At 61.2% G+C, this 26,962-nt stretch carries 27 protein-coding genes and 2 pseudogenes; 19 read left to right on the top strand and 10 right to left on the bottom strand.

The annotated features are described in order from the left end of the window. Positions 1 to 133 precede the first annotated feature (133 nt). On the top strand, positions 134 to 1,723 hold the full coding sequence (locus BLP82_RS24990) for an ABC transporter substrate-binding protein (RefSeq protein WP_092174426.1): 1,590 nt from the start codon (positions 134 to 136) through the stop codon (positions 1,721 to 1,723). A 98-nt stretch (positions 1,724 to 1,821) separates the two neighbouring features. On the opposite strand, the gene radC is transcribed toward BLP82_RS24990, so the two are convergent. Then, entirely contained in the window at positions 1,822 to 2,496 is a 675-nt protein-coding gene (gene radC, locus BLP82_RS24985) for a RadC family protein (protein ID WP_092174422.1), read from the bottom strand. A gap of 144 nt (positions 2,497 to 2,640) precedes the next feature. On the opposite strand from radC, the gene coaBC reads away from it, so the two are divergent. The 4 genes and pseudogenes from coaBC (at position 2,641) to argB (ending at position 6,899) form a co-directional block, all read left to right on the top strand. After that, a complete protein-coding gene (gene coaBC, locus BLP82_RS24980; protein ID WP_092174419.1) occupies positions 2,641 to 3,849 on the top strand; it encodes a bifunctional phosphopantothenoylcysteine decarboxylase/phosphopantothenate--cysteine ligase CoaBC in 1,209 nt (402 codons plus the stop codon). Positions 3,850 to 3,854: 5 nt separating this feature from the next. Beyond that, the gene (gene dut / locus BLP82_RS24975) at positions 3,855 to 4,310 is read left to right on the top strand and encodes a dUTP diphosphatase (RefSeq protein ID WP_053126549.1); all 456 of its coding nucleotides are present in this window, start codon (positions 3,855 to 3,857) and stop codon (positions 4,308 to 4,310) included. Between the two features lie 252 nt (positions 4,311 to 4,562). After that, a pseudogene (locus tag BLP82_RS24970) lies at positions 4,563 to 5,966 on the top strand (phosphomannomutase/phosphoglucomutase); the annotation flags it as partial. 27 nt (positions 5,967 to 5,993) lie between these two features. Further along, positions 5,994 to 6,899, top strand: coding sequence for an acetylglutamate kinase (gene argB / locus BLP82_RS24965; protein WP_025216133.1), 906 nt, complete (start codon positions 5,994 to 5,996; stop codon positions 6,897 to 6,899). Positions 6,900 to 7,090: 191 nt separating this feature from the next. Here the strand turns inward: argB and pyrE are convergent, their stop codons facing one another. Continuing rightward, positions 7,091 to 7,735 carry an orotate phosphoribosyltransferase gene (pyrE, locus tag BLP82_RS24960; protein WP_060740059.1) on the bottom strand — a complete coding sequence of 215 codons (645 nt, stop codon included), beginning with the start codon at positions 7,733 to 7,735 and terminating at the stop codon, positions 7,091 to 7,093. A gap of 82 nt (positions 7,736 to 7,817) precedes the next feature. Between pyrE and BLP82_RS24955 the strand changes: the two genes are divergently transcribed. Next, a complete protein-coding gene (locus tag BLP82_RS24955) occupies positions 7,818 to 8,597 on the top strand; it encodes an exodeoxyribonuclease III (RefSeq protein WP_013694557.1) in 780 nt (259 codons plus the stop codon). Positions 8,598 to 8,692: 95 nt separating this feature from the next. Here BLP82_RS24955 and gltS read toward each other — a convergent pair whose 3' ends face one another. From gltS to rph, 3 genes are all read right to left on the bottom strand, one after another. Continuing rightward, the gene (gltS, locus tag BLP82_RS24950) at positions 8,693 to 9,901 is read right to left on the bottom strand and encodes a sodium/glutamate symporter (RefSeq protein ID WP_092174411.1); all 1,209 of its coding nucleotides are present in this window, start codon (positions 9,899 to 9,901) and stop codon (positions 8,693 to 8,695) included. 362 nt (positions 9,902 to 10,263) lie between these two features. Next, on the bottom strand, positions 10,264 to 10,632 hold the full coding sequence (locus BLP82_RS24945; RefSeq protein ID WP_060740057.1) for a DUF4870 domain-containing protein: 369 nt from the start codon (positions 10,630 to 10,632) through the stop codon (positions 10,264 to 10,266). Positions 10,633 to 10,666: 34 nt separating this feature from the next. Further along, on the bottom strand, positions 10,667 to 11,389 hold the full coding sequence (rph, locus tag BLP82_RS24940; protein ID WP_060740056.1) for a ribonuclease PH: 723 nt from the start codon (positions 11,387 to 11,389) through the stop codon (positions 10,667 to 10,669). A gap of 275 nt (positions 11,390 to 11,664) precedes the next feature. Here rph and BLP82_RS24935 point away from each other — a divergent pair, with 275 nt between their 5' ends. The 6 genes from BLP82_RS24935 (at position 11,665) to BLP82_RS24910 (ending at position 16,969) form a co-directional block, all read left to right on the top strand. Then, positions 11,665 to 12,528 (top strand): YicC/YloC family endoribonuclease, encoded by an 864-nt coding sequence (locus BLP82_RS24935; RefSeq protein ID WP_092174407.1) that lies wholly within the window; start codon positions 11,665 to 11,667, stop codon positions 12,526 to 12,528. A 10-nt stretch (positions 12,529 to 12,538) separates the two neighbouring features. Beyond that, positions 12,539 to 13,159 carry a guanylate kinase gene (gene gmk, locus BLP82_RS24930; protein ID WP_092174404.1) on the top strand — a complete coding sequence of 207 codons (621 nt, stop codon included), beginning with the start codon at positions 12,539 to 12,541 and terminating at the stop codon, positions 13,157 to 13,159. Positions 13,160 to 13,326: 167 nt separating this feature from the next. Further along, complete coding sequence (rpoZ, locus tag BLP82_RS24925; protein ID WP_003177259.1) at positions 13,327 to 13,590, top strand: DNA-directed RNA polymerase subunit omega; 264 nt, start codon at positions 13,327 to 13,329, stop codon at positions 13,588 to 13,590. A 60-nt stretch (positions 13,591 to 13,650) separates the two neighbouring features. Continuing rightward, positions 13,651 to 15,756 (top strand): bifunctional GTP diphosphokinase/guanosine-3',5'-bis pyrophosphate 3'-pyrophosphohydrolase, encoded by a 2,106-nt coding sequence (gene spoT / locus BLP82_RS24920; RefSeq protein WP_053126562.1) that lies wholly within the window; start codon positions 13,651 to 13,653, stop codon positions 15,754 to 15,756. Positions 15,757 to 15,792: 36 nt separating this feature from the next. Continuing rightward, positions 15,793 to 16,173 (top strand): RidA family protein, encoded by a 381-nt coding sequence (locus BLP82_RS24915; protein ID WP_003229509.1) that lies wholly within the window; start codon positions 15,793 to 15,795, stop codon positions 16,171 to 16,173. A gap of 55 nt (positions 16,174 to 16,228) precedes the next feature. Further along, positions 16,229 to 16,969, top strand: coding sequence for a hypothetical protein (locus BLP82_RS24910; protein WP_092174400.1), 741 nt, complete (start codon positions 16,229 to 16,231; stop codon positions 16,967 to 16,969). Between the two features lie 102 nt (positions 16,970 to 17,071). Here the strand turns inward: BLP82_RS24910 and BLP82_RS32180 are convergent. Then, positions 17,072 to 17,206, bottom strand: a pseudogene (locus BLP82_RS32180) (hypothetical protein); the annotation flags it as partial. A 155-nt stretch (positions 17,207 to 17,361) separates the two neighbouring features. Here BLP82_RS32180 and BLP82_RS24905 point away from each other — a divergent pair. Together BLP82_RS24905 and BLP82_RS30885 are read left to right on the top strand one after the other, a co-directional pair. Then, positions 17,362 to 18,495, top strand: a complete 1,134-nt coding sequence (locus BLP82_RS24905) for a hypothetical protein (protein WP_092174397.1) — start codon at positions 17,362 to 17,364, stop codon at positions 18,493 to 18,495. Positions 18,496 to 18,576: 81 nt separating this feature from the next. Beyond that, positions 18,577 to 19,215: an Nmad2 family putative nucleotide modification protein gene (locus BLP82_RS30885; RefSeq protein WP_139197937.1), complete on the top strand. Its 639-nt coding sequence runs from the start codon at positions 18,577 to 18,579 to the stop codon at positions 19,213 to 19,215. Here BLP82_RS30885 and BLP82_RS24895 read toward each other — a convergent pair. Then, positions 19,212 to 19,820 (bottom strand): acyl-homoserine-lactone synthase, encoded by a 609-nt coding sequence (locus BLP82_RS24895; protein ID WP_092174389.1) that lies wholly within the window; start codon positions 19,818 to 19,820, stop codon positions 19,212 to 19,214. The genes BLP82_RS30885 and BLP82_RS24895 overlap by 4 nt on opposite strands. Positions 19,821 to 19,956: 136 nt before the next feature. Here BLP82_RS24895 and BLP82_RS24890 point away from each other — a divergent pair, with 136 nt between their 5' ends. Continuing rightward, the gene (locus BLP82_RS24890) at positions 19,957 to 20,187 is read left to right on the top strand and encodes a hypothetical protein (protein WP_092174384.1); all 231 of its coding nucleotides are present in this window, start codon (positions 19,957 to 19,959) and stop codon (positions 20,185 to 20,187) included. A 3-nt stretch (positions 20,188 to 20,190) separates the two neighbouring features. Here the strand turns inward: BLP82_RS24890 and BLP82_RS24885 are convergent, their stop codons facing one another. From BLP82_RS24885 to gntB, 3 genes are all read right to left on the bottom strand, one after another. Next, on the bottom strand, positions 20,191 to 20,907 hold the full coding sequence (locus BLP82_RS24885) for a LuxR family transcriptional regulator (RefSeq protein ID WP_170842379.1): 717 nt from the start codon (positions 20,905 to 20,907) through the stop codon (positions 20,191 to 20,193). Positions 20,908 to 21,050: 143 nt separating this feature from the next. After that, positions 21,051 to 21,950 (bottom strand): DMT family transporter, encoded by a 900-nt coding sequence (locus BLP82_RS24880; protein ID WP_092174378.1) that lies wholly within the window; start codon positions 21,948 to 21,950, stop codon positions 21,051 to 21,053. Continuing rightward, positions 21,940 to 22,914, bottom strand: coding sequence for a guanitoxin biosynthesis L-arginine gamma (S) hydroxylase (gene gntB, locus BLP82_RS24875; RefSeq protein WP_092174375.1), 975 nt, complete (start codon positions 22,912 to 22,914; stop codon positions 21,940 to 21,942). The genes BLP82_RS24880 and gntB overlap by 11 nt, the downstream gene beginning before the upstream one ends. A 220-nt stretch (positions 22,915 to 23,134) precedes the next feature. Between gntB and BLP82_RS24870 the strand changes: the two genes are divergently transcribed. From BLP82_RS24870 to BLP82_RS24855, 4 genes are read left to right on the top strand one after another with little or no spacing between them, the layout of a single operon-like run. Continuing rightward, on the top strand, positions 23,135 to 23,947 hold the full coding sequence (locus BLP82_RS24870; protein ID WP_092174372.1) for an enoyl-CoA hydratase/isomerase family protein: 813 nt from the start codon (positions 23,135 to 23,137) through the stop codon (positions 23,945 to 23,947). Then, positions 23,944 to 25,332, top strand: a complete 1,389-nt coding sequence (locus BLP82_RS24865; RefSeq protein ID WP_092174369.1) for an asparagine synthase C-terminal domain-containing protein — start codon at positions 23,944 to 23,946, stop codon at positions 25,330 to 25,332. The genes BLP82_RS24870 and BLP82_RS24865 overlap by 4 nt, the downstream gene beginning before the upstream one ends. Before the next feature lie 11 nt (positions 25,333 to 25,343). Then, on the top strand, positions 25,344 to 26,207 hold the full coding sequence (locus BLP82_RS24860; protein WP_092174365.1) for a TauD/TfdA dioxygenase family protein: 864 nt from the start codon (positions 25,344 to 25,346) through the stop codon (positions 26,205 to 26,207). Between the two features lie 2 nt (positions 26,208 to 26,209). Further along, the gene (locus BLP82_RS24855; protein WP_170842378.1) at positions 26,210 to 26,953 is read left to right on the top strand and encodes an NRDE family protein; all 744 of its coding nucleotides are present in this window, start codon (positions 26,210 to 26,212) and stop codon (positions 26,951 to 26,953) included. The last annotated feature ends 9 nt before the right edge of the window (positions 26,954 to 26,962 follow it).

The raw sequence follows: 26,962 nt of genomic DNA, 5'->3' as shown, positions 1-26,962 counted from the left end.
GCCACCCATACCGTCGCCGCAGAGTGCCGGAAAATGCAAAAAGGGGATAGTCATTTGCCAGCGAGCCCACTAGGGTAGGCCTTTTCCAGACTGCACTCGCAGATGGGCCTCCGACTTGCACAGGAAACCGACCATGCGCCTCGCTGCCCTACCGTTTTTGCTCGCCCCTCTGCTGATCCCCCCCCAGGCCTTGGCCGCCGCCCTGAGCGTCTGCACCGAAGCCAGCCCGGAGGGGTTCGATGTCGTCCAATACAACTCCCTGACCACCACCAACGCCTCCGCCGATGTGCTGATGAACCGCCTGGTGGATTTCGATACCGCCAGCGGCAAAGTGGCCCCCAGCCTGGCCGAGCGCTGGGAAGTCTCTACCGATGGCCTGACCTACGTGTTCAAGCTGCGGCCACAGGTCAAGTTCCATCACACCGAGTACTTCACGCCGCGCCGCGACCTGACCGCCGAGGACGTGAAGTTCAGCTTCGAGCGCATGCTCGACCCGGCGAACCCGTGGCACAAGGTTGCGCAAAGCGGTTTTCCCCACGCCCAGTCCATGCAATTGCCGGCGCTGATCAAGAAAATCGACGCCCTGGACCCGCTGACCGTGCGTTTCACCCTCGATCACGCCGATTCGACCTTCCTGGCAACGTTGAGCATGGGCTTTGCCTCCATCTATTCGGCCGAATACGCCGATCAACTGATGCAGGCCGGCACGCCAGAAAAACTCAACAACCAGCCGATCGGCACCGGCCCGTTCATCTTCAGCCGATTCCAGAAGGACGCCTCGATCCGCTACAAGGCCAACGACGCCTATTTCGGCGGCAAGCCCAAAGTGGACCCGCTGGTCTTCGCCATCACGCCGGATGCCAATGTGCGCTTGCAGAAACTGCGCCGCAACGAATGCCAGATCGCCTTGTCGCCCAAGCCGCTGGACGTGCAGGCCGCCCGGCAGGAACCGACCCTGAGCGTGGCCCAGACCGACGCCTTCATGACCGCGTTCGTGGCGATCAACAGCCAGCATCCGCCACTGGACAAGCCTGAGGTGCGACAAGCCATCAACTTGGCCTTCGACAAGGCCAGCTACCTCAAGACCGTCTTCGAAGGCACCGCCGAAGCCGCCAACGGCCCCTACCCGCCCAACACCTGGAGCTATGCCAAGAGCCTGCCCGGCTACGCCCACGACCCGGCCAAGGCCCGTGACCTGCTGGCCAAGGCCGGCTTGAAGGAAGGTTTCCAGACCACCATCTGGACCCGCCCCTCCGGCAGCCTGCTCAACCCCAACCCCAGCGTTGGCGCACAGCTGTTGCAATCCGACCTGGCGCAGATCGGCATCCAGGCGGAAATCCGCGTGATCGAATGGGGCGAACTGATCCGCCGCGCCAAGGCCGGCGAACATGACCTGCTGTTCATGGGCTGGGCCGGTGACAACGGCGACCCGGACAACTTCCTCACTCCGCAGTTTTCCTGCGCGGCACTCAAGTCCGGCACCAACTTCGCCCGCTACTGCAACCCGGACCTGGACAAACTGATCAGCGCCGGCAAGACCACCGGCGAACAAGGCGTGCGTGCCAAGCTCTACGAGCAGGCCCAGGCCCAGATCCAGCAGCAGGCCCTGTGGCTGCCCCTGGCGCACCCCACCGCCTTCGCACTCACCCGCAAGGATGTGCAGGGTTATGCGGTGAGCCCGTTTGGGCGGCAGGATTACTCGAAGGTCAGGCTCAAGCCGTAAGCTGCAAGCTGCAAGCTGCAAGCTGCAAGCTGCAAGCTCAAGAGCAGATCACACCCGGCTCTGAACTTGCGGCTTGAAGCTGACAGCTTGCCGCTGCCTCACATCCACCCATACTCCGCCATCGACAGCGGCTCCCCATCGCCAACAATGAAGTGGTCGAGCACCCGCACGTCGATCAGCTCCAGGGCCTCCTGGAGCCGTTCGGTGAGCACCCGGTCGGCCTGGCTGGGCTCGGTGCTGCCGGAGGGATGGTTGTGGCACAGGATCAACGCAGCGGCGTTGTGGGCCAGTGCGCGCTTGACCACCTGCCGGGGATGGACACTGGCGCTGTCGATAGATCCGCGGAACAGCGCCTCGAAGGTCAGTACTTGATGCTTGGAATTGAGAAACAGGCAACCGAACACCTCGTGGGGTTCGTGGCGCAGCATGGACTTCAGGTATTCACGAACCGCCAACGGGCTTTCCAGCATGGTCTTTTCCCGCGCCCGTTCAGCCAGATGCCGCCGACTCATTTCCTGAGCCGCCTGCAGCTGGGCAAACTTCGCTGGCCCGAGCCCCATGTGATTACTGAATGTGATCTGATCCGCTTCAAGCAGCGCGCGCAGGCTGCCAAATTGAATCAACAGTTGTCGCGCCAGATCCACCGCGCTTTTGCCGGACACGCCGGTTCGTAAAAAAATCGCCAGCAGCTCGGCGTCCGAAAGACTCCCCGCCCCCAGCGCCAGTAACCTCTCCCGCGGCCGCTCGGCCACAGGCCAATCGCGAATACTCATGGCATCTCCCTGATTGTGGGCGCCGCTGTTCCGTAGCGGTCGCTGTGATATCGTAGCCCATCTTTTTTGCAGGCGATTTGCACCCTGGCAGCTGCTGCCAAGGGGTTCGCCTTGCACTGACCACTGAAATCGAAAGGCAGGCCTATGCAGCGGCTGTATCGGAAACGCATCGTTCTGGGCGTCGGCGGCGGCATTGCCGCCTACAAGAGCGCCGAGCTGGTTCGCCGACTCATCGACCAGGGCGCGGAAGTACGGGTCGTCATGACCCGTGGCGGCAGCGAGTTCATTACCCCACTGACCATGCAAGCCCTGTCGGGGCACCCGGTCCACCTGGACTTGCTCGACCCGGCGGCCGAAGCCGCCATGGGCCATATCGAACTGGCCAAGTGGGCCGACCTGGTGCTGATCGCCCCGGCCACGGCTGACTTGATCGCCCGCCTGGCCCAGGGTATTGCCGATGATTTGCTGACCACCCTGGTGCTCGCCACCGACGCCGTGGTCGCCGTCGCACCCGCCATGAACCAGGCCATGTGGCGCGACCCGGCCACCCAGGCCAACCTGCAACTGCTGGAAAGCCGCGCCCTGAAAGTCTTTGGCCCAGCCTCTGGCAGCCAGGCCTGCGGCGATGTCGGCATGGGGCGCATGCTCGAAGCCTCGGACCTGGCCCAGTGCGCCGCCGACTGCTTCCAGCGCCAGGCCCTGACCGGCAAGCACGTGCTGATCACCGCCGGGCCGACCCAGGAAAACATCGACCCGGTGCGCTACATCACCAACCACAGCTCCGGGAAAATGGGCTTCGCCCTGGCCGAAGCCGCTGTGGAGGCCGGTGCCCGGGTGACGCTGATCACCGGCCCCGTGCACTTGCCAACCCCGGACCGGGTCACGCGCATCGACGTGGTCAGTGCCCGGGACATGCTCGCGGCCTGTGAAGCGGCCATTCCCTGCGACCTGTTCATCGCCTCGGCGGCGGTAGCGGACTACCGCCCCGAAGTCGTTGCCCCGCAAAAATTGAAGAAAGACCCTACAAGCGGCGACGGCCTGCTACTACAAATGGTGCGCAACCCGGACATCCTGGCCAGCATCGCCACCCGCCCCGACCGTCCGTTCAGTGTCGGCTTCGCCGCCGAGACCGAACACCTGCTCGATTACGCCGCCCGCAAGCTCAAGGACAAGAATCTCGACTTGATCGTCGCCAACGACGTCGCCAATCCGAGCATCGGCTTCAACAGCGAAGAAAACGCCTGCAGCGTGATCGACCGCCAGTTGCACGCCACGCTTTTCGCCCAGACTAGCAAGAGCAAGATTGCCCGCCAGCTGATCACTTTTATCGCCGAACGTCTGAACCAGGTTTAATTTTCATGCACGCCTTACAAGCCAAGATTCTCGATCCACGCATCGGTAGCGAATTCCCACTGCCGCAATACGCCACACCGGGCTCCGCCGGCCTCGACCTGCGGGCGATGCTCAAGCAGGACACGATCCTGGAACCAGGCCAGACCCTGCTGATTCCTACCGGCCTGTCGGTGTACATCGGCGACCCGGGCCTGGCCGCGCTGATCCTGCCGCGCTCGGGCCTGGGCCACAAGCACGGCATCGTGCTGGGCAACCTGGTGGGCCTGATCGATTCCGACTACCAGGGCGAATTGATGGTGTCGTGCTGGAATCGCGGCCAAACGGCCTTCAACATCGCCGTGGGCGAGCGCATCGCGCAGTTGGTGCTGGTGCCGGTGGTCCAGGCTCACTTCGAACTGGTCGAGGAATTCGACGAGAGCCAGCGCGGCGCCGGTGGTTTCGGGCACTCCGGCAGCCATTGACCGTGCGGTTCCGGGCCGGGCGTCCTGCCCGGCCCGTTTGTGAAGCTTCTGTTTCAGGACAAAAAATGCGCAATGGCTTTCTGCTAGGTTTCCCATCCGGAATCAATGTATTAGGCGAGCGAGGCCGGGGTAACGCTGTCTCATGGCAATTTCCCACCACGAACTCTCTGTCAAAAACGCCGTCATACCCTTCAGCTTGAGCCTGCCGACGCCCCGTGTCGGCCTGTCCAGTCACTTTCCTGATAGAGCGCCCCGCCCATGAACACCCCAGCCGCAATCGCCCCGATCTTCCCTGATAGCATCTTCCGCGCCTACGACATCCGTGGCGTGGTACCGGAAACCCTCACCGCCGAAACCGCCTACTGGATCGGTCGCGCCATTGGCTCCCAAAGCCTGGCCCAGGGTGAACCGAACGTGTGCGTCGGCCGCGACGGCCGCTTGTCGGGCCCCGAGCTGGTCGAACAATTGATCAAAGGCGTTGCCGACAGCGGCTGTCACGTCAGTGACGTGGGCCTGGTGCCCACGCCAGCGCTGTACTACGCCGCCAACGTGCTGGCCGGCAAGTCCGGGGTCATGCTCACCGGCAGCCACAACCCGTCGAACTACAACGGCTTCAAGATCGTCATCGCCGGCGACACCCTCGCCAACGAGCAGATCCAGGCCCTGCACACCCGCCTCAAGACCAACGACCTGAGCAGCGGCCAGGGCAGCGTGACCAAGGTCGACATCCTTGAGCGCTACAACGACGAGATCGTCAAGGACGTGAAGCTCGCCCGACGCCTGAAAGTGGTGGTCGACTGCGGCAACGGTGCGGCCGGCGTGATCGCTCCGCAACTGATCGAAGCCCTGAACTGCGAAGTCATCCCGCTGTTCTGCGACGTGGACGGCAACTTCCCCAACCACCACCCGGACCCGGGCAAACTGGAAAACCTGCAAGACCTGATCGCCAAGGTCAAGGAAACCAACGCCGACCTGGGCCTGGCCTTCGACGGCGACGGCGACCGCGTCGGCGTGGTGACCAATACCGGCAGCGTGGTGTTCCCCGATCGCCTGTTGATGCTGTTCGCTCGCGACGTGGTGGCGCGCAATCCGAACGCCGAAATCATCTTCGACGTTAAGTGCACCCGTCGCCTGGTCCCGCTGATCAAGGAATATGGCGGTCGCCCGCTGATGTGGAAAACCGGTCATTCGTTGATCAAGAAGAAAATGAAACAGAGCGGCGCCCTGCTGGCCGGTGAAATGAGTGGCCACATCTTCTTCAAGGAGCGCTGGTTCGGTTTCGACGACGGTATCTACAGCGCCGCGCGCTTGCTGGAGATCCTCAGCAAGGAAAAATCCACGGCCGAAGCACTGTTCGCGACCTTCCCGAACGATATTTCTACGCCGGAAATCAATATCCATGTGACCGAAGAGAGCAAATTCAGCATCATTGATGCACTGCACGACGCCCAGTGGGGCGAAGGCGCCGAACTGACCACCATCGACGGTGTACGGGTCGACTACCCACAAGGCTGGGGCCTGGTCCGCGCTTCCAACACCACCCCGGTGCTGGTGCTGCGTTTCGAGGCCGACAACGAGGCCGAACTGCAGCGCATCAAGGACGTGTTCCACACCCAACTCAAACGTGTTGCACCTGATCTCCAACTACCGTTTTGATTTTTTGAAGCACTACCGGAGCCCTGAATGACCCTCGAACGCGAAGCCGCCGCCAACACCGCCAAGGTCCTGTCCGAAGCGTTGCCTTATATCCGACGCTACGTCGGCAAGACCCTGGTGATCAAATACGGCGGCAACGCGATGGAAAGCGAGGAGCTGAAAACCGGCTTCGCCCGCGACATCGTGCTGATGAAGGCCGTGGGCATCAACCCGGTGGTGGTCCACGGCGGCGGCCCGCAAATCGGCGACCTGCTCAAGCGCCTGTCCATCGAGAGCCACTTCATCGACGGCATGCGCGTGACTGACGCGCAGACCATGGATGTGGTGGAAATGGTCCTCGGCGGCCAGGTCAACAAGGACATCGTCAACCTGATCAACCGCCATGGCGGCAGCGCCATTGGCCTGACGGGCAAGGACGCCGAGCTGATCCGGGCGAAGAAACTCACCGTCACCCGCCAGACGCCGGAGATGACCCAGCCGGAAATCATCGACATCGGTCATGTGGGCGAAGTGGTCGGCATCAACACCGACCTGTTGAACCTGCTGGTCAAGGGCGACTTTATCCCGGTGATCGCGCCTATCGGCGTGGGCGCCAACGGTGAGTCGTACAACATCAACGCCGACCTGGTGGCGGGCAAGGTTGCCGAGGCACTGAAAGCTGAAAAGCTGATGCTGCTGACCAACATCGCCGGCCTGATGGACAAGACCGGCAAGGTCCTGACCGGGTTGTCGACCCAGCAGGTAGATGACCTGATCGCCGATGGCACCATCTACGGCGGCATGCTGCCGAAGATTCGTTGCGCGCTGGAAGCGGTTCAGGGCGGCGTCGGCAGCTCGCTGATCATCGACGGCCGGGTGCCGAATGCGATTCTGCTGGAGATCTTCACCGATACGGGTGTGGGTACGTTGATCAGCAATCGCAAGCGTCCTTAAGCGATACCGGTAAAAAAGACCCCGCTCAACCTGGTTGAGCGGGGTCTTTTTTTGGCACTGATTACTAGTGAAGGCAGACTTATGTGGGAGCGGGCTTGCTCGCGAAAGCGGTGGGTCAGACAAACACAATGTCGGATGTGCCGCCGCATTCGCGAGCAAGCCCGCTCCCACAGGGGTTTAGCGCAAGCCAATCAAACGCCAAACTGCGCCCGATAAGCCTCAACCGCCGGCAAATGCTGCTTGAGCTGCGGGTCGTCGGCCAAAAACTCCAGCACCTGGTTCAGCGACACGATGCTGATCACCGGAATGCCGAAATCGCGCTCCACTTCCTGGATCGCCGACAGCTCACCGTTGCCGCGCTCCTGACGGTTCAGGGCGATCAGCACGCCGGCCGCCTTAGCGCCTTCCTGGGAAGCGATGATCTGCATCACCTCGCGAATGGCGGTGCCGGCAGTGATCACGTCATCGATAATCAACACATCGCCGGTCAGCGGCGCACCGACCAGGCTGCCGCCTTCGCCGTGGGCCTTGGCTTCCTTGCGGTTGAAACACCAAGGCAGGTCGCGGCCATGGTGTTCGGCCAGGGCGACGGCGGTGGTGGCGGCCAGGGGGATGCCTTTGTAAGCCGGGCCGAACAATACGTCGAACGGGATGCCGCTCTCGACGATGGCCGCCGCATAGAAACGACCCAACTGCGCCAGGGCGGTTCCGCTGTTGAACAGGCCTGCATTGAAGAAGTACGGGCTGGTACGCCCGGACTTGAGGGTGAATTCACCGAAGCGCAAAACCCCGCGATCGATGGCAAAGCGAATGAAATCGCGCTGATACGCCTGCATGAAAAAAGCCTCAAATACCGCGGATTTAGCTAAATAGGTACACGGCGTGTATCATACACGCACGTGATTTTTGGGGCCATTTATGCGGATCATCAGTGTGAACGTCAATGGTATTCAGGCTGCAGTGGAGCGTGGTTTGCTCAGTTGGCTGCAAGCACAGAATGCCGACGTCATCTGCCTGCAGGACACCCGCGCCTCCGCCTTTGAACTGGACGATGCAGCCTTCCAACTGGATGGTTACTTCCTTTATGCCTGCGATGCCGAAGTCCCCGCCCAGGGTGGCGTGGCTTTGTACTCGCGGCTGCAACCGAAGGCTGTCATCAACGGTCTCGGTTTCGAGACGGCGGACCGCTACGGGCGCTACCTGCAAGCCGATTTCGACAAGGTCAGCATCGCGACCTTACTGCTCCCTTCGGGGCAGAACGGCGATGAAGATTTGAATCAGAAATTCAAGTTGATGGACGACTTCGCTCGTTACCTGGATAAACAGCGGCGCAAACGTCGCGAGTACATCTATTGTGGCTCGCTGTACGTGGCGCAACAGAAGCTGGATATCAAGAACTGGCGCGACAGCCAACAATCTCCTGGTTTCCTGGCGCCGGAACGGGCCTGGATGGACGAAATCATTGGCAACATGGGCTATGTCGATGCCCTGCGTGAAGTCAGCCGCGAAGGCGACCAGTACAGCTGGTGGCCGGACAACGAGCAGGCCGAGATGCTCAACCTCGGTTGGCGTTTCGACTACCAGTTGCTGACGCCCGGGCTGCGCCGCTTCGTACGCAGCGCCCGCCTGCCGCGCCAGCCACGGTTCTCGCAGCATGCGCCGCTGATCGTGGATTACGACTGGACGCTGACCATCTAAGCGTATCGGCGACAGCCTTCAGGCCGACCGCCCCGAAAAATGCCCGTATTGCAAGATACGGGCATTTTTCATGGAGCGCGCTAGTGCCTCGATCATCAAGCCACGGCAAAAAACGGCAGGGCCAGGTACAACTTGATGACGATGACGTTAATGATGTCGATGAAGAACGCCCCTACCATCGGCACCACCAGAAACGCTATCTGCGAAGGTCCGTAGCGCTGCGTCACGGCTTGCATGTTGGCGATGGCCGTTGGCGTGGCGCCCAGTCCAAAACCGCAATGCCCTGCCGCCAATACTGCGGCATCGTAGTGACTGCCCATGAGCCTGAACGTCACGAAAATCGCAAACAGGGCCATGACCAATGTCTGGGCCGCCAGAATGATGAAGATCGGCAAGGCCAGTGATGCCAGGTCCCACAACTTGAGTGACATCAAGGCAATCGCCAGGAACAGTGACAAGCTGACATTGCCGAGCACGGACACTTCTCGCTCGAATACTTGATACAGGCCAAGTGCCGAAAGCCCGTTGCGTAGGATCACGCCCACGAAAAGGACACAAACGAACGTCGGCAACTCGAATGCGGTGTCGTGGAGCTGTCCATTCAGGAGCGTGCCGGCCAACAGGCTGACCGCGATCAGGGCGAGCGTCTCGATAAACGAAAATGGCGTAATCGAGCGCTCTTTGTTTGGCTGTTCGAAGCCCTTGGGTACGCGGGGCTTTTCTGGCTCAAGGCCGCCGGGCGACTGGACACGCTTGATGAGCAGGCGCGCAACCGGCCCACCGATCAAGCCACCCAACACCAAGCCAAACGTCGCAGAAGCCATCGCAAGCTCGGAGGCGGACGCCAGACCGAACTTCTCGCTGAACACCGTTCCCCACGCCGCACCAGTGCCGTGACCGCCCGCCAAGGTAATCGAGCCGGTCAGCAATCCCATCAACGGATCGAGCCCCAGTGCTTTTGCGAGTCCGATGCCCATGGCATTCTGGACCACCAACAGGCCGGTGACCGCCAACAGGAAAATCCCCACCACGCGGCCACCTTTCTTCAGGCTGGCGAAATCCGCACTCAAGCCAATCGTGGCAAAAAACGCCAGCATCAAGGGTGTTTGCAATGAAGTATCAAAACGCACTTCAACTTCAAGCCCCCGTAACGCCAGGAGCAGCAGGGCAACTACCAACCCTCCCGCCACGGGCTCGGGAATATTGTAGGCGCGTAGAAAACCGACACGTTTAACAAGGCCGCGCCCCAGCAAAAGCACTAAAGAGGCGGCGACAAGGGTTCCGTAGAAGTCGAGCTGAAACATAAGTGTTTATTCTTTGAATATATCTATTCAGGGCGAACTTTTTACCTGGGCACGCCGCTTGAACAGGTTGATTGCCTCAACACTGATTGGCTTTGAATTCAAGGACCTTCAATGGTCTGAATATATCGAAATATTTCTAAAGGAATATAACTTGGGGCAACTCTATCAATCGACGCGTGTTATTGCCAAGGACATAGACCACCTTGAAACTTCGTGAGTTGTGACTAAAAATTTAAGAGCGCTACATGGATCCGCACGATAACGCGCCAGGCAATTGGATGCCCTACAGGGATAGAGACATTTTATTTAAAAAAGAATGCCCCGATAAATCGGGGCATTCTTATGAATCACAGCATTGATCGTTATTTGACCAATCGCCAGGTGAACGGATACCGATACGGCTGCCCTTCATTGGCCTTCACGCCACCTATGATGGTCAGCACCAGCGCACCGATGGCCACCAGGCCGAACAGGAAGAAGCCAATCACCACGATCATCAGCAGCAGGCAGATCGCCGAAGCAATCGCCACGGTGATCTGGAAGTTCAGCGCTTCCTTGCCCTGGGCATCGATGAACGGGTCGGATTCACGCTTGAGCTGCCAGAGCACCAACGGTCCGATCAGCGTGCCAAACGGAATCCAGATCCCCAACAAGGCGGACAGGTGACAAAACATTGCCCATTGACGCGCCTCTTTGCTCGGCTGGGGCAGCAGGATTTGTTCATCACTCATGACGCTCTCCTTGTTGTCTTGAAGCAGGAATCGATCAGTCAGCCAACGCGGCTTTTTGCAATTCGAAGATCTCGTTCATGCCTTTCTTCGCCAACTCCAGCATAGCGTTCAAATCTTCCGGCTGGAACGGCGCGCCTTCAGCGGTACCCTGGACTTCGATGAAGCCGCCGGCGCTGGTCATGACCACGTTCAGGTCGGTCTCGGCGGCGGAGTCTTCCAGGTAATCCAGGTCCAGCACCGGCTCGCCTTGGTACATGCCCACGGACACAGCGGCGATCATTTGCTTGAGCGGGTCGCCGCCCTTGAGGCCACCGCGCTTCTTGATCACTTTCAAGGCATCGACCAGCGCAACCATGGCCCCGGTGATGGAGGCCGTACGGGTGCCGCCATCGGCCTGGATCACGTCGCAATCGACATACAGCGTCACGTCGCCCAGCTTGGACATGTCCAGCGCAGCGCGCAGCGAACGGCCGATCAGCCGTTGGATTTCCAGGGTACGACCACCCTGCTTGCCACGGCTGGCCTCACGCTGGTTCCGCTCACCGGTGGCGCGCGGCAGCATGCCGTATTCGGCGGTCAGCCAGCCCTGGCCCTGGCCCTTGAGGAACCGTGGCACGCCGTTTTCGACGCTGACGGTGCAGATGACCTTGGTATCACCGAATTCGACCAGTACAGATCCCTCGGCGTGTTTGGTGTAGTTGCGGGTAATGCGGATCGAGCGAAGCTGATCGGCAGCGCGACCACTTGGACGTTTCATAGGGAACACCTGTACAGAGGACGGAAAACTGCCTGGCATTATAGAGCCGTGAACCGTCAGAGGGCAGTTAAAACGTCGCACAGCGCTAAAAAGCGGGCGCGAGTGGGTGCCCTCAAAGCCCCGGCCGACGGGCTGCGGCGCTTTGTTACCGGAGCTGTTTGGGCGCTTGCGTCCCACTGCGCTACAATCCTGCGCCTTTGCTGCCCTCGGGCTTTTATCTACAGATCCCAGGCCCACGACCACCGTCGTGCCGGCCTGCATTGCGAGGAACCTCCATGGTGCACAGCATGACCGCCTTCGCCCGCGTCGAAAAAGCCGGGGCCCAAGGCACGCTGAGCTGGGAACTGCGCTCGGTCAACAGCCGTTACCTGGAGCCGCACCTGCGCCTGCCCGAGTCCTTCCGCGACCTGGAAGGCGGTGTGCGCGAAGCGCTGCGCCAAGGCCTGTCCCGGGGCAAGCTGGAATGCACCCTGCGTTTCACCGAAGAAAGCACCGGCAAAGCCCTGCAAGTGGACCGCGAGCGCGCCGCGCAACTGGTGGCCGCCGCCGAAACCGTCGCCAGCCTGATCAAGAACCCCGCCGCCCTGAACCCGCTGGAAGTCCTGGCCTGGCCCGGCGTGCTGGTGGGTGACGCGAGCGACCCGCAAGCGCTGAACGCCGAAGCGTTGGCGCTGTTCAACCAAGGCTTGCACGAACTCAAGGCCGGTCGCGAGCGTGAAGGCGCGGAGCTGGCCCGGCTGATCAACGAGCGCCTGAGCTCCATCGAAGAAGACGTCACCACGCTGCGCGAGCTGGTCCCGCAGATGCTCGCCACCCAGCGCCAGAAAGTCCTCGACCGCTTCACCGACATGAAGGCCGAGCTGGACCCGCAACGGCTGGAACAGGAAATGGTCATGCTCGCGCAAAAGAGCGACGTGGCCGAAGAACTGGATCGCCTGAGCACTCATATCATCGAAGTTCGCCGGGTGCTCAAGTCCGGCGGCGCGGCCGGTCGCCGCCTCGACTTCCTGATGCAGGAGCTCAACCGCGAAGCCAATACACTGGGCTCCAAGGCCTTCGACCCGCGCAGCACCCAGGCGGCGGTCAACCTCAAGGTGTTGATCGAGCAAATGCGCGAACAAGTGCAGAACATTGAGTAAGGCTAACAACATGACCCACAGCACCGGCACCCTCTACATCATTTCCGCGCCCTCGGGCGCCGGCAAGACCAGCCTGGTCAAGGCCCTGATCGACGCCGAGCCGCAGATCCGCGTCTCGGTCTCGCACACCACCCGTGCCATGCGCCCGGGCGAAGCGAACGGCGTGAACTATCACTTCGTCGACCGCGAAGAATTCGTGAAGATGGCCGAACACGGCGACTTCCTGGAGCGCGCCGAAGTCTTCGGCAACCTCTACGGCACCTCGCAAAGCTATCTGCAGCAGACCCTCGACGAAGGCCATGACCTGATCCTGGAAATCGACTGGCAAGGCGCCGAGCAGGTACGCAAGCTGATGCCCCAGGCCCGTTCGATCTTCATCCTGCCGCCGAGCCAGCAGGCGTTGCGCCAGCGCCTGACCAATCGCGGCCAGGACAGCGACGAGATCATCGAAGGCCGGATGCGTGAAGCGGTCAGCGAAATGAGCCACTACGTCGACTACGATTACCTGATCATCAACGACGATTTCGCCCACGCGCTGGATGATCTCAAGGCGATTTTCCGCGCCAGCCAGCTGCAGCAGAAACGCCAGCAGCAACGTTTCGGTAAATTATTGGCCGAACTGCTGGGCTGAACAGCCCTTCCCAAAACCGCTGCGACGGCTTTACATTGGTACTCGCAGCGCGCCGAGGGGTTTGGTTAAAAAATCAGCGCTTCCCTAAACGCTGGTGTTTTTTTAAACTGTCGAGTCCGCTCGCCCAACCGGGCAGCGCGCATATTGCATTCGCTCCGAGGAATACCATGGCCCGCGTAACCGTTGAAGACTGCCTAGAACACGTGGAAAACCGCTTTGAGCTGGTCATGCTCTCTACCAAGCGTGCCCGTCAACTGGCCACCGGCGGCAAAGAGCCATTGGTCCAGTGGGAAAACGACAAGCCTACCGTGGTAGCGCTGCGTGAAATCGCCGAGGGCCTGATGAGCTACGAGTTCATCGCCAACGCTGAAATCGTCGAAGACGAACCGCTGTTCGCAGCGTTCGAGGACGAGTCCAACGAGGCGGTCTAAGCCTATGCCTGGTCGACGTAGCACGGCGCGGGGTCACAGCAAACGGCAGGAGTCATCATCATGCCGAGCATAGACGCCCTCGCCGATCGCTTATCGGCCTACCTCGGCACGGACCAGGTCAACCTGGTCCGCCGAGCCTATTTCTACGCCGAACAAGCCCACGACGGCCAACGCCGCCGCAGCGGCGAGGCGTACGTCACGCACCCGCTTGCCGTGGCGAATATTCTTGCCGACATGCACATGGACCATCAGAGCCTGATGGCGGCGATGCTGCATGACGTGATCGAAGACACTGGCATTGCCAAGGAAGCGCTGCAAGCGCAGTTCGGCGAAACCGTGGCCGAACTGGTCGACGGGGTCAGCAAGCTGACCCAGATGAACTTCGAGACCAAGGCCGAGGCCCAGGCCGAGAACTTCCAGAAAATGGCCATGGCCATGGCGCGCGACATCCGCGTGATCCTGGTCAAGCTCGCCGACCGCCTGCACAACATGCGCACCCTGGAAGTGCTGTCCGGCGAAAAACGCCGGCGCATCGCCAAGGAAACCCTGGAAATCTACGCCCCCATCGCCAATCGCCTGGGCATGCACGCGATCCGCATCGAGTTCGAAGACCTCGGCTTCAAGGCCATGCACCCGATGCGTTCGGCGCGGATCAACCAGGCCGTCAAGCGCGCCCGGGGCAACCGCAAGGAAATCGTCAACAAGATCGAAGAGTCCCTGAGCCACTGCCTGGCCATCGACGGCATCGAAGGCGAAGTCAGCGGCCGGCAGAAACACCTCTACGGCATCTACAAGAAAATGCGCGGCAAGCGTCGGGCCTTCAACGAGATCATGGACGTCTACGCGTTCCGGATCATCGTCGACAAGGTCGACACCTGCTACCGCGTGCTGGGTGCTGTACATAATCTGTACAAACCGTTACCGGGGCGCTTCAAGGATTACATCGCGATCCCCAAGGCCAACGGCTACCAGTCGCTGCACACCACGTTGTTCGGCATGCACGGCGTCCCGATCGAAATCCAGATCCGCACCCGTGAAATGGAAGAGATGGCCAACAACGGCATCGCCGCCCACTGGCTCTACAAATCCAGCGGTGACGAACAACCCAAGAGCACCCACGCCCGGGCCCGGCAGTGGGTCAAGGGTGTGCTGGAAATGCAGCAGCGCGCCGGCAACTCCCTGGAATTCATCGAGAGCGTGAAGATCGACCTGTTCCCGGACGAGGTCTATGTCTTCACCCCCAAAGGCCGGATCATGGAGCTGCCCAAAGGCTCCACGGCCGTGGATTTTGCCTATGCGGTGCACACCGATGTCGGCAACAGCTGCATCGCGTGCCGCATCAACCGTCGCCTGGCACCGTTGTCCGAGCCGCTGCAAAGCGGCTCCACGGTGGAAATCGTCAGCGCCCCCGGCGCACGGCCCAACCCGGCATGGCTCAACTTCGTGGTCACCGGCAAGGCCCGTACGCACATCCGGCATGCGTTGAAACTGCAACGCCGCTCCGAATCCATCAGCCTCGGCGAACGCCTGCTGAACAAGGTCCTGAACGGTTTCGACAGCTCCCTGGACAAGATCCCGGGCGAGCGCGTGCAGGTGATGCTCCACGAATACCGCCTCGAATTGATCGAAGACCTGCTCGAAGACATCGGCCTGGGCAATCGCATGGCCTATGTCGTCGCCCGTCGCCTGCTCGGCGAAGGCGAACAACTGCCAAGCCCCGAAGGCCCGCTGGCGATTCGCGGCACCGAAGGCCTGGTGCTCAGCTATGCCAAGTGTTGCACGCCGATCCCGGGCGACCCGATTGTCGGCCACCTGTCCGCCGGCAAGGGGATGGTGGTGCACCTGGACAACTGCCGTAACATCAGCGAAATCCGCCACAACCCGGAAAAATGCATCCAGCTCTCCTGGGCCAAGGATGTCACCGGAGAATTCAACGTCGAGCTGCGGGTCGAGCTGGAGCACCAGCGCGGCCTGATCGCGCTGCTGGCCAGCAGCGTCAACGCCGCCGACGGCAATATCGAAAAAATCAGCATGGATGAGCGCGATGGCCGCATCAGCGTCGTCCAATTGGTGGTCAGCGTGCACGACCGTGTGCACCTGGCCCGCGTGATCAAGAAACTGCGCGCCCTGACCGGCGTTATCCGCATCACCCGCATGCGCGCATAGCGCCTCAATAGCCCTATTCCTTACAAGGAGTCATCAATGACCAAGACCGTTATCACCAGCGACAAGGCCCCAGCCGCCATCGGCACCTATTCCCAGGCGATCAAGGCCGGCAACACCGTGTACATGTCGGGCCAGATCCCGCTGGACCCGAAGACCATGGAGCTGGTGGAAGGCTTCGAAGCCCAGACCGTGCAGGTGTTCGAAAACCTCAAGGCCGTGGCCGAGGCCGCCGGTGGTTCCTTCAAGGACATCGTCAAGCTCAACATCTTCCTCACCGACCTGAGTCACTTCGCCAAGGTCAACGAGATCATGGGCAAGTACTTCGACCAGCCTTACCCTGCCCGCGCCGCCATTGGCGTGGCTGCCCTGCCAAAGGGCTCGCAGGTTGAGATGGATGCCATCCTGGTCATCGAGTAATAAGGTCGGCGCAGCCTCCCCCGCTGCGCCGTTTTCGTCTTGAAAGGATTCCACCATGCGCAAAGCGCTTGCTTTCTCGCTGCTCGCCCTTTTTCTGGGCGGTTGCGCCAGCGACCCTGCCGACCGTGACATCAGCGGCACCTGGATCAACCAGGCGGCCATCGACGCTGCCGCCAAGGGCGGCCCGCTGCGCGGAGCGCTGCAAGGCTATGGCCCGAACCTGGAATGGGACGTCAACACCCGGGCCGGCCAGGCGCGCTATACCAACGGCTTTGAAAACGTCGAAGGCAAGTTGCTGGGCGAAGAAGACGGCACCTGGAAAGTCGACTTCTACGGCAGCTCCGCCAGCGAGCTCAAGCGCGACGGCGATCAGTTGAGCCAGGCCGCCACCGAGAACGAGCCGCAGCAGGTGTTCGACCGTGCGAAAGTTCAGGTACCGGAGGGCGCACCCATCGGCGCCAGTTTCGAACGCGCGCTGTATGCCGCCTACCTGGGCGGTACCTGGAACATCGCCAACGGCCCCGGCCAGGGCGCCACCGTGCAGTTCCAACCCGACGGCCAGGTCAGCGGCCTGCCGGGCGCCGACCGTTACGCCCTGTGCCTGGCCGGCGATTGCGCCTCCATGAGCGGCGGCAACGACAACATCTGGCTGCAACAGAACGGCCAGGGCAACACCTGGATCTTTGCCCGCAATGGCAAGACGCTGGAAATTTTCCAGACCGTGAATGCAGCGCTGGCCGATGAAATGCCGTCGTTCACGCCGGGCAACCGGCAGTGGGTGTTGGAAAAGCAGTAAGTCGGATCTGAGCCCTTCAGACCGAAATCCTCTGCTCGCGATAGCGCGGTGAAGCAGCGCCGCCATCGCGAGCAAGCCTGGCCCTTGAGCCCTCCCTGTGTGCATGACTTTCACGACCCGCTTCAGGTTGTAGGCGAGCACGTTCAAGCTCATCTCGGTACTCACCCCTGCAAGCTTTAGTGTCAGGAAGTACGTCGCACCCATCCATTGTTTGAGCGTCCCGAAGGAATGCTTCAAATGCGTGAGCGAAAGGCTTTCAGCGTGGGACGGTTCTGACCGCCGTCGCCTTTCTGAGGATGCATGGCGAGGGATTGGCGAGGCAGCAATTTGCCATCTACGCTCCGACTGGGCATGCAGCACCGCCTCCCCTTCGCATTCTTAGGGAAGAGATCATGAAGAACTTGACTTGGTCATCCGTGTTGATTGTGAGTGTCTGTTTACTGACGGGGTGTGCGCCTTATCAGAAGTCTCGAGTTCTTGAGGCCGACGAGCGTTTACTGACCTACTCCACTCGCGTGGATAGGGCTGGCAAGAACACCGAAGTGTTGTGCCCCGAGCCCAGCCCGGATGCGCTCAAGACGTTGGCTGGTTCGTTATCCCTGGAAAAAGAGGACGTGGCTGCACTGGCGGCAGCGTTTCAGGAATCGGGGGCAAGTATCGGCCTGCGAACCCATTCTATTCAGCTGCTGAGGGATCAGCTCTACAGCATTTGCCAAGCCTACGGTAACTCCGGCATTACACCGAGCGCGTACCGGATGATGCTCACCAGGAACCAGCGCAACACAGTCGCTTTAATGGCGATCGAACAGCTCACGGGAGTGGTTCGTGGTCCAAGTGTGACGCTGAGCGGCTCGGCGACAGCGGACAGAGCGGGCACCGTACTTGAGCTGACCACCCAGTTGAGCGCGGCGAGTGCAAAGTACAAGGGCATGGATCCGGTGACTGATGAAGCCAAGCAGTTGAAAGCGTCGATTGACGCCATTGAGGCTGCGCTGAAGGAGGCGAGAAAGTCGCTGGTTACGGCTTCTGGATCAAGCGCCTCCACCTTGGCAAGCACGAGCGAAATCAATAAGGACGTCATGGCAGTGGTTGCAGCCAGTGTCGAGAAAATTGCTGGCTCGGTGATCGGTGTAGATGATCAGTTTTATCTGTGCCTTGACCTGTATGAAAGTATTGGCGAGAACAATGTCCCGGCCATACTGAGAGACAGGTGCTCGGCTGTTTTCGCAAGAGACCTGAACTATGACGTGAAAAGCTTAGGACAGCCAGGTCAACGACTAGGCCAACCCACTCGACCCGGTGGTGGGGGGGTTGTTGATACGACGCCACCGCCTACGCTCGGAGGGAACTCCCGAGTTGCCCGTACCGTAACGTTGCCATCGGGAGCACAACTGCTTCTATATGATGATCAAAGTATGGCTGTGATGAAAAAACTCGAACCTGGTAAATCGCTCGGGGAGGAAATGGCAGTCGACGCCAAAGGCTTGCAAAAGGCGATTGAGGAACTGCGCCGAGGCGAGATGTAGCTTTCGCGGGAAATGAACCGGGGTCGAACATCGCAGTATGGTGTCCTCGGCACCCCTCGTTAGAACCTTTACGCAGGAGGCATGGCTTTGCGAGTCCACACGTATGTGATCGCTACGGACGCCGGCTCCGCCCCGAACTACGATCCGCCGGCGGTAACGCTTGCCGTTTGCAAACCGCGCATCCGCAAGAAGGCGAAAGTGGGCGACATCGTGCTCGCATTTGCAGGTTCGGCAGTGAATCCCACTTCAAGCCACAGCGTCGTGTGGGCAGGCATCGTCTCTGAGGTCCTGACCATTGCCGAGTACTGGAACGACGCCCGTTTTTCCTCGAAGAAACCTGACCGCTCCAAGGTATCGGACAACTTCTATAAACCTACCGAAGAGGGTGGTTTCATCTGGCAGCACAATTGCGTTCACAATTGCGAAGCTCTGGAACACGACACCGGCGGTCTGAACGTCCTCGTGTTCAATCAGGCTTGGCGCTTCGGCGGCTTCGGTCCACCTCTGCCGGAGGAATTTGGCCTGCGCATGGTTGGCCGACGCGGGGAAAGGGTTGCCGATTTGAACGACGTCGAGTGGCAACGCCTCGAAACCTGGCTCAATGCCCAATCGCAGGTTACCGTCGAGCCAACCCATTGCCGCAAGTCTTGCAGTACTAACGGGCCATGTTCACCTCCGGTATCGCCTCGGCCAACTTCGCCAGCAAAACGGCGATGCTAAAAATCGGCAGCGTCTCCAAGATAGACCTCGATCGCTCGCTCCAGCGCGGCCGTGGTTCGATCATTCAGCTCGATGCGCAGCGCCACCGCCCGTTCCACGCCAACCTGCAAGGCCGGGCCGAAGCGGCTGGTGTCCAATCCCAGACGGATGAGCATCTTCTCGACACCGACGGTGGTAACTGTCACGAACTGCTTCACCCCACACCCGAGGGCGAAATTCACAATGGCGTGGATCGCCTGGACAGTGCCTTGGGAGAAGCCGAAGCGGTTGTCATGGGGCATCTCGATGGCAAACCGGCTCAACTCCCAGATCGAATCGCAGCACGGCGCCGGTTGTCCGTGCAGCAGTTCGGGAAATGTATGCGCCAACATATTCGGCCCGGTGGTAGGAAGGATCCGCCAGCAACCGCAGACGTATGCCTGCTCCGCGCTTCGATTGATGATCATGTAATAAGGATCGAGTGCATCGTACCCATCGATTTCCATGTCATTGATCAGTGGTATATCCCACATCTTCTTTTGCTTGAAGATACGCGCCCGAAGTTTGTGCATGTTATTCAGTGCTTGAGGATTGATCTTGTGGCGACGGCCAATAGAGATAAACATGACGGGTATATACCGGCGGATTGAAATATGTCGCACAGCGTATATTCGCAATGAATAAATGAGACCCTCCCCGATCCGGGAGGTAGTTGGGGCCTGACGGATTTGCTAGTTTTTGCCTTTTGAAGGACTCAGCCCGATGAAGTTACTCAAGACCTCGACCGTGCGCGAGGTTGCGCGCCAAGCCATCAGCCTGCGCCTGGATCAAAAGCAGAGCCAGACCGAGTTCTGGTCAAGGTTCGGCATCAGCCAGGCCTGCGCCAGTCGTATCGAATGCACCAGCCAGGTCCCCGCCCCGGTTTACATTCTGTTGCGCCTGTACTTGAGCGGGCGCCTGCAGGAGAGCGACCTCGCCCAGCGTCCGCAGTGACGCTCAAGGCGTGATCGATTTCTGCTGGATAGCCTTGAGCACTGCCATCTGGCGCGAGCTGACCTGAAACTTGCGGCGAATGTTCTTGAAATGGAAGTCGATTGCCGAGGTTGTACAAGAGAGGATCATCGCGATCTCCCAAGTCGTCTTGCCCGCCGCGCTCCATTGCAGCACCTCTTTCTCCCGTTGCGTCACATGCACCGGCGCATGGTGTTCAGCCTGGGCCTTGAGGACCCGCTCGATGAGGTAGTCACGCAGCATTGTCGCCAGGGGCAAGGTTTCGATCATGGCGCGGGTGGCTCGGGCACCGTGTTCGGAGTGCTTGAGACAGAGCATACCCGCCTCACCCCGTGGACCATGCAGGGGCAGCGCCAGTCCGCGTTGGAGCCCATACACGGCAGCCTCTTCAAAGAACGCCGATTCCGTGGGCCGACGGTAATTTTCACGGTTCCAGAGCAACGGCTGGTTCAGGTTCAGGCAATGCTGGACGATCGGGTCAACCGCCACATAACCCTGGGCGTCGTAACGTTTGCGCCAGGCGCCGGGATAGTCACTGTGGATCAGCACCTGCTGGTTCATGGCAGCGGGGCCGGGCTTGAGGCCCAACAGGAAGTTCGCGTAGCCCAGCTTGCGGGTCAGCGTCTTCAACCCTGCCAGCCAATCCTCGAAGCACTCCGTTTCGCTGAGTTGTATCAGCTCATCCATTGCCAGCACAGCCATTCCCTTCCTTGTGACACCGCTCGACGGTGCTCTCATCCTGAGACAGCACGTGAGGGAAACCGCCCCCCTCGCAAAAGTGGGGCGATAAGATAGAGATATGGCGCTTTGAAATCAATGTGCGAGCGAGGCCCTCTGGCAAAGGCTCACGCGCGAGACGGGACAGGCGTTTTTCTGCCCAGGCGGATCAGCTCGTTGGAAAAACACAAGCCGATGATGATCAGTGCCGCGCCCGCGTACAGACTTTCGCGAGGCACCTCATTGAGCACCACAAACGCCAGCAGGGCGGCGAACAGCGGTTCGGTCAGCTCCAAGGCCTGCACCTGGGAGGGCTTGAGGTATTCGATGGCCTTGGTGGTGCAGAAAAAGCCGAGGATGGTCGGCAGCGCAGCCAGCGCCAGCAGCGCGGCAATCGCCAGGGACGACAGCTCACCGATCACGAAACCGTCGGCCGCGGCCGGCATCAACAAGTACAGGCTGCCGAAGAACAGCAGTTGACGGGTGAAGTGCAACCCACCGGACACGCCCATCCGCTTCATGGCGACCGAAAACGCCCCGTAGCCGCAGCCCGCCATGGAAGCCAGCGCAGCGCCTTGGAGCGTGAAGCCCTGCCGCAGGTCGGCGCCGAAGATCACCGCGATCCCGGCGATAGCCAGGGCCGCGCCCACGGTGGCGTTGGCGGTGATGGCGTCCTTGAGGAATATGCGGCCGAGCACGATGGAGGAGATGGATGCGCTGGCCATCAACATCACGACCACGCCCGCCGCGGCGTAATGCCGATAGGCAGATGTTTCGAAGTGGAACAGCACGAAGATACCGAGGAACGCACAGATCGCCGCCTGGGTCCATTTGGCTGTCGTCGCCGGACGCTTGAGAAACAGCAGCAAAGCCGAGAGCAGCAGACAACCCAGGACCGTCTTTATGACGGCGACACTGCTGGCAGTAAAGCCATTGCTCATGAGCACTTTACTGAGCACGCCGATCGTGGCGTTAAGTGCGGCGGCGGAGAGTGCAAAGATAACGCCTTTGCTGAAACTAGCTTGCATTGATGACGGTCCCTGTCGCTGGTAGGTCGTTCGATAAAATGTCGGCCCACATCGACGGCGCGAAATTGGAGGATATGAAGATCCCGCCAAACCCCGCATTCGTTGTGGCGTATGCCGCGTCGCAGAGCAGGATCCGATGAGCCTTCTTGAGGTTCCAGTACGGAATGGCAGGAAAGAGATGGTGGATCAGGTGAAAGTTCTCTCCATGCATGGCCGTGAAGAAATGCTCGAGCGGATGGCTGAAGCGGTTTCGGGTGGCCTGCAGATCGCTCTTGGCTTGGGCGATCATCGGGTAATGCTCGGCGAGCTCGATGAACCAAGTCAAGGCCTGGAAGGTACTGAGGTAGGGCAAGAGCCAGTAGAGGACATAGCCCTTGGCGCCGAACAGCATCGTCAGGCTCACGCCGAGCACGCCCTGGCAGGCGAGCACCGCAAACAGCTCACACTTGCTGGGGCTGCGGATCAGTCGGTTGACCAGCAGATACTTCAAGCTCTGCGGTGCGCCCAGGAATAGCAGCGGCCTGATGAGATGCGCAAGCGCGAACCTGGCCGTCGAACGCGCCTCGAACACCCCGGACTGCTGATAGTACCGATAGTCGGGATCGCGCTCCGGGTCACCCAACTTGTGGTGGTGATCCAGGGTGTGGGAGCGCTTGTAGCTGGCCCAGCCCTGGAAAATCAGGTAACCCGAGCACCAGGTGCCGAGGAATTTTTCCAGCCGTTTACTGCGACACAGCGCACCATGCGCCGCTTCGTGCAGCAGCGTGGCCAATGCCCGTTGTCGTGAACCGATCAGCAGGATGGACAACGGCAGCAGCCAGGGACTGGACTGGCCCAGATAGATCGCCAGGCTGATCCAGAACAGGTTCTGCAGCAACGCGAGGGGGCCATGGTAATTGTCGTAGCGGTACAACTGCTTGATCTGGTCCTTGATCTCTTTCGAGAACCGGTGTCTGGGTAACATCGATGATCCTGTTTCATTCGCCTTGGAGACTCGGGCCCTGCGGATAGGGCGTCCGCCAGCCTTCGAGCGGCCGCAGAAGCTAGTGAGTTGCCACGACGCTAACAACCTCCCTGTTCCGGGAGGTACCAGGCCGTACGCGCGCCCTATCTACTAGGCAGTGCCGGGCGCTATCGGGCCCGACAGCACCACTTCGCACCAAGGACGCCACGGGAAGTTAGCGATGCCAGGTCTTGAAAACGATTACCTCACTTACGATTTCGACATTACTTTCGAAAACAGCGTCGCGCTGGTGGCCTTCACCGACTCGCACCGGCACAACCTGTGGTCGATGCCACGGATGGCCCAGCTGACCCGACTGCTGAGACAGTTGAACGAGGATGACGCGGTGGGTGCAGTGCTGCTGCACAGCGGCGAGGGCCGATCGTTCGGTGCCGGCGGCAGCTTCCACGAAACCTCGACATTCACCGGTGGCAACGAGGTCGATGTCTGGATCGATCACGTCACCGACCTGTACATCGCAGCCCTGCAGTTGAACCGTCCGCTGATCGCAGCCATCGATGGCTACGCCATCGGCATCGGCCTGCAGATAGCCCTGACCGCCGACTACCGGATCGGCAGCGATCGCTGCGTGCTGAAGATGCCCGAGTTCGAACTGGGCATCGCCTGCACCTTCGGCGGCTTCATGCTGGAGAAGATCGTCGGTCGAAGCCTGATGCAGAACATGCTGATGTCCTGTGCCGAGTGGCCAGCACCGCGCGCCATGGCCGACGGGTTGCTGCATGCAGTGGCCGATGCCGGACAACTGCGCGCCAGCGCCCTGGAACAGGCCCACCGCGCCGCCGCGTTCACCGATGCCGCGTTCCGCAATACCAAGACCTACCTCAACCGAGACTTCATCGCCGGGCTGGAACAGACCCGCATCGCCGGCAAACAGGCGCATCGCGCGGCCTTCGCCGCTGGCGAGGCACAGGGCCGGATGAAGACGATCCTCAACCGCTCCAGTGTGCAACCGAGCCTGGAGGCGACCCCATGACCGTACAACCCTGGTTGCTGCTTTCCAGCCGTCCCCTCGACCGCTTCGAATCCGCCCACGTGCCGCTGGCCGCCTCGGCTTTCCATGGCTATGCCTCGGCCTGGCCGGTCCCCGCGCCCGACGACCGTCACGATGCGTCTGGCCGTCCTTGCACGCGCCTGCACATAGGGGGAGACAACCTGATCGAGGTGCAAGGCGACCAGCTGACCGTGACGACCAGCAGCCGCAACACCTGCGCGCTGTACTGGAGCGCCGACCATCAAGGCAACTTCGTTCTGTCAACCGACCTGCTGATCGCTGCCAGCGCCTGGATGAGCCTGACCGATTGCCAGTTGGGCGTGCGCGAACAGGCGGGCGTGCACCTGGACGATCGCTCGAGCATCCATGGCATCGGCCGGTTGTTGCACAGCAGCCGCCTTGAGGTTGTGTTGCAGGGCAACCAGGTGCGCGTCAGGCGTGACGCAATGCAAGACACCCTGGCCCTGCAAAGCGACCGCTACGGCGACGCCCTGTTCGCCGGACAGACGCAGATCAGGGCGTTGCAGGAAAGTATCGCCGGCCATCTGCAGCGGCCCGGCAAGGTCGCCGCACTGGTTTCCGGTGGTGTCGACTCCGGGCTGGTCGCCGCCCTGCTCGCCGCGCAGTGCCCGGACTTCGAAGCCTTCAGCATCGGTACCCCCTGGGGCAACGAGTTCGATGACGCCCAGCAACTGGCCGACGCACTCGGACGCCCACTGAACCGTGTCGAACTCGACCCGCAATCGATCCTGCACGCGCTGCCCCAGACCATCCGCGCCTTTGGCCATCCGCAGCCCCAGGCCGTAGAGATCGGCGTGGCAATCACCGCGTTCTGTCGGCAGCTGGAAGAAGGCCGGACGATTTTCACCGGTTATGGCTCGGATCTGATCAACTCCGGCATGGCCACGGGTGACGGCCTGGCTGAAGATATCCGCAACAGCATCGCGGTCGAGGTCGACAAGACCCGTTACTCCAGCGAACTCACAGGCATCGCGGCCCAAGCCTGCGGCAGCGAACTGGTTCATCCCTACTGGGACCTGCCCGTGCTGCGTAGCGCGCTGGACACGTGTCCGTCGGTCAAGACCACCCGCGGCCGCGAAAAGGGCCACCTGCGCCTTGCCGCCGAACAATGGCTGCCTGCCGAGGTCGCCTGGCGCAAGAAGACCGCCATCCACCACGGCAATGGGTTGGGCACGGCGCTGTCGCAGTTGATCGACGTCACCACCCACCAGTCCGCCAGCGCGCCGGCGCTGTACCGCCAGATACTGGCGACCCAGCTGGACCAGGCCGTACGAGCGCCATTGGCGCCGCTGTGTGCCGAAGACGTACTCGACCGCGCCCTGCACTCACTCGCTCACCGCTGCTGAAGGAACCGCCCATGAACTCATCCGTTTCTTTGCGCGACCTGCGCGGCCAGACCCTGACCGCCTCTGGCCTGGGCGTCCATCTGCCGGACGAAACACCGCTGGCGGCCGTTCGCCAGGCGGTGCTCGACCATGGCGTGACCCTGCTGCGCAACGTCCACTTCGACGAAGACAGCTTTCGGCAGTTCGTCGAAAGCCTGGGGGACAAGGTGTCCTACGACGAGGGCAGCGCCAACGTTGGCTACGGCTTCGCCGACATCCTCAAGCTCGACGGCACCCACGATAAGGAAAAGGTCATTACCGGCCGTGGCAGCCTGCCGCTGCATACGGACGGCATCCTGCTCGGCACCCAGGTCGACCTCATCATCCTGTATGCCGCCGACGTTGCGAACATCGACGAAGATGGCGCAACCGTCGTGTGCGACCAGCTCGCGGCCTGGAAGGACATGCCCGAATCGTTGCGCCAACCGCTGCTGGACGGCCGGCTCGAATACCTGGCCTTTGAGCGAGGCTACTTCGCCACGGTGCCCGAGGGCTGGTATCCGATATCCACGTTCCGCGACTACGGCCGTGTCCGCTCGCTCAACCTCGCGTTGCCTTTCGACAGCCAGGTCAAGGCCAGTTGGGATGTCCGCGTGCCCGGGCTGAGCGAGGACGCATCGGCTGCCTGGTTCGCGGAACTGGAACGGCACCTGACAGCCGACCCGTACCTGTACTGCCATCGCTGGCACAAGGGTGACCTGTTGATCATCGATAACCAGCGCACCCTGCACGGCCGGCGCGGGCTGTTGCCCAATACCTGCCGCAAGCTGCTACGCGGCCAGGTGACGTTCGAGGCCATCGCCTCGGCACCCGGCGCGGCGCTGGAGAGCGCCTGAGCGTGTGCACGATCATTGCCGCGCTCGGCCTTTCACCCCAGTGGCCGGTGTTGCTGGCCACGGTGCGGGACGAGTCGGTCGCACGCCCATGGCAAGCCCCGGCCGCGCATTGGCCCGAGCAGCATCCACAGGTGATCGGCGGCCTGGACCTGCAATCCGGCGGCACCTGGCTGGCGCTTGACGTTCACCAGCACCGCGCGAGTTTTCTGGTCAACCGCCCAGAGCACGTCGCCGGTAAAACCCGCAGCCGTGGCGAGCTGCCGCTCATCGCATTGCAAGCACCCGCGCACCGCTGGGACGCCGACAGCCTGAGCCAGTACAACGGCTTCATCCTGGGACTGGCCGATGCCAACGGCCTGGTGCTCCATCAATGGGACACCCGGATCCTGCGCTCGGTGCATCTGGGCAAGGGTATCCACGGCCTGTGCTACCGCGGCATCGGCGCGGATCACCCACGCCTGGCACGGCACCTGCCCCGTTTCGCCGCCAGCCCGCTGCCTCGGCCCCTCGCGACGGCGTCCCCAGCGCAAGCCTGGGGTCGCTGGCTGCACCTATTGGCCGATGGCGGCCAGTACAGCAGCGCCGACGATGCGCTGATGTGGCGGCGCGACGTTGAAGGCGGTCCCTGGGCCTCTCAATCGGCCGCTTGCCTGGCGCTGGGCAAACAACAGTCGCGACTGGACTTCAGCGCCTCGCCACTGGACCCGACCAGTTGGCGCAACTTGCCGTCCCCTTTATCCCATTAGAACGAGAAT

The sequence above is a fragment of the Pseudomonas sp. NFACC37-1 genome, assembly GCF_900101575.1.
Taxonomy (GTDB): Bacteria; Pseudomonadota; Gammaproteobacteria; order Pseudomonadales; family Pseudomonadaceae; genus Aquipseudomonas; species Aquipseudomonas fluorescens_AA.
This window is presented reverse-complemented; position numbering and strand designations above follow the sequence as displayed.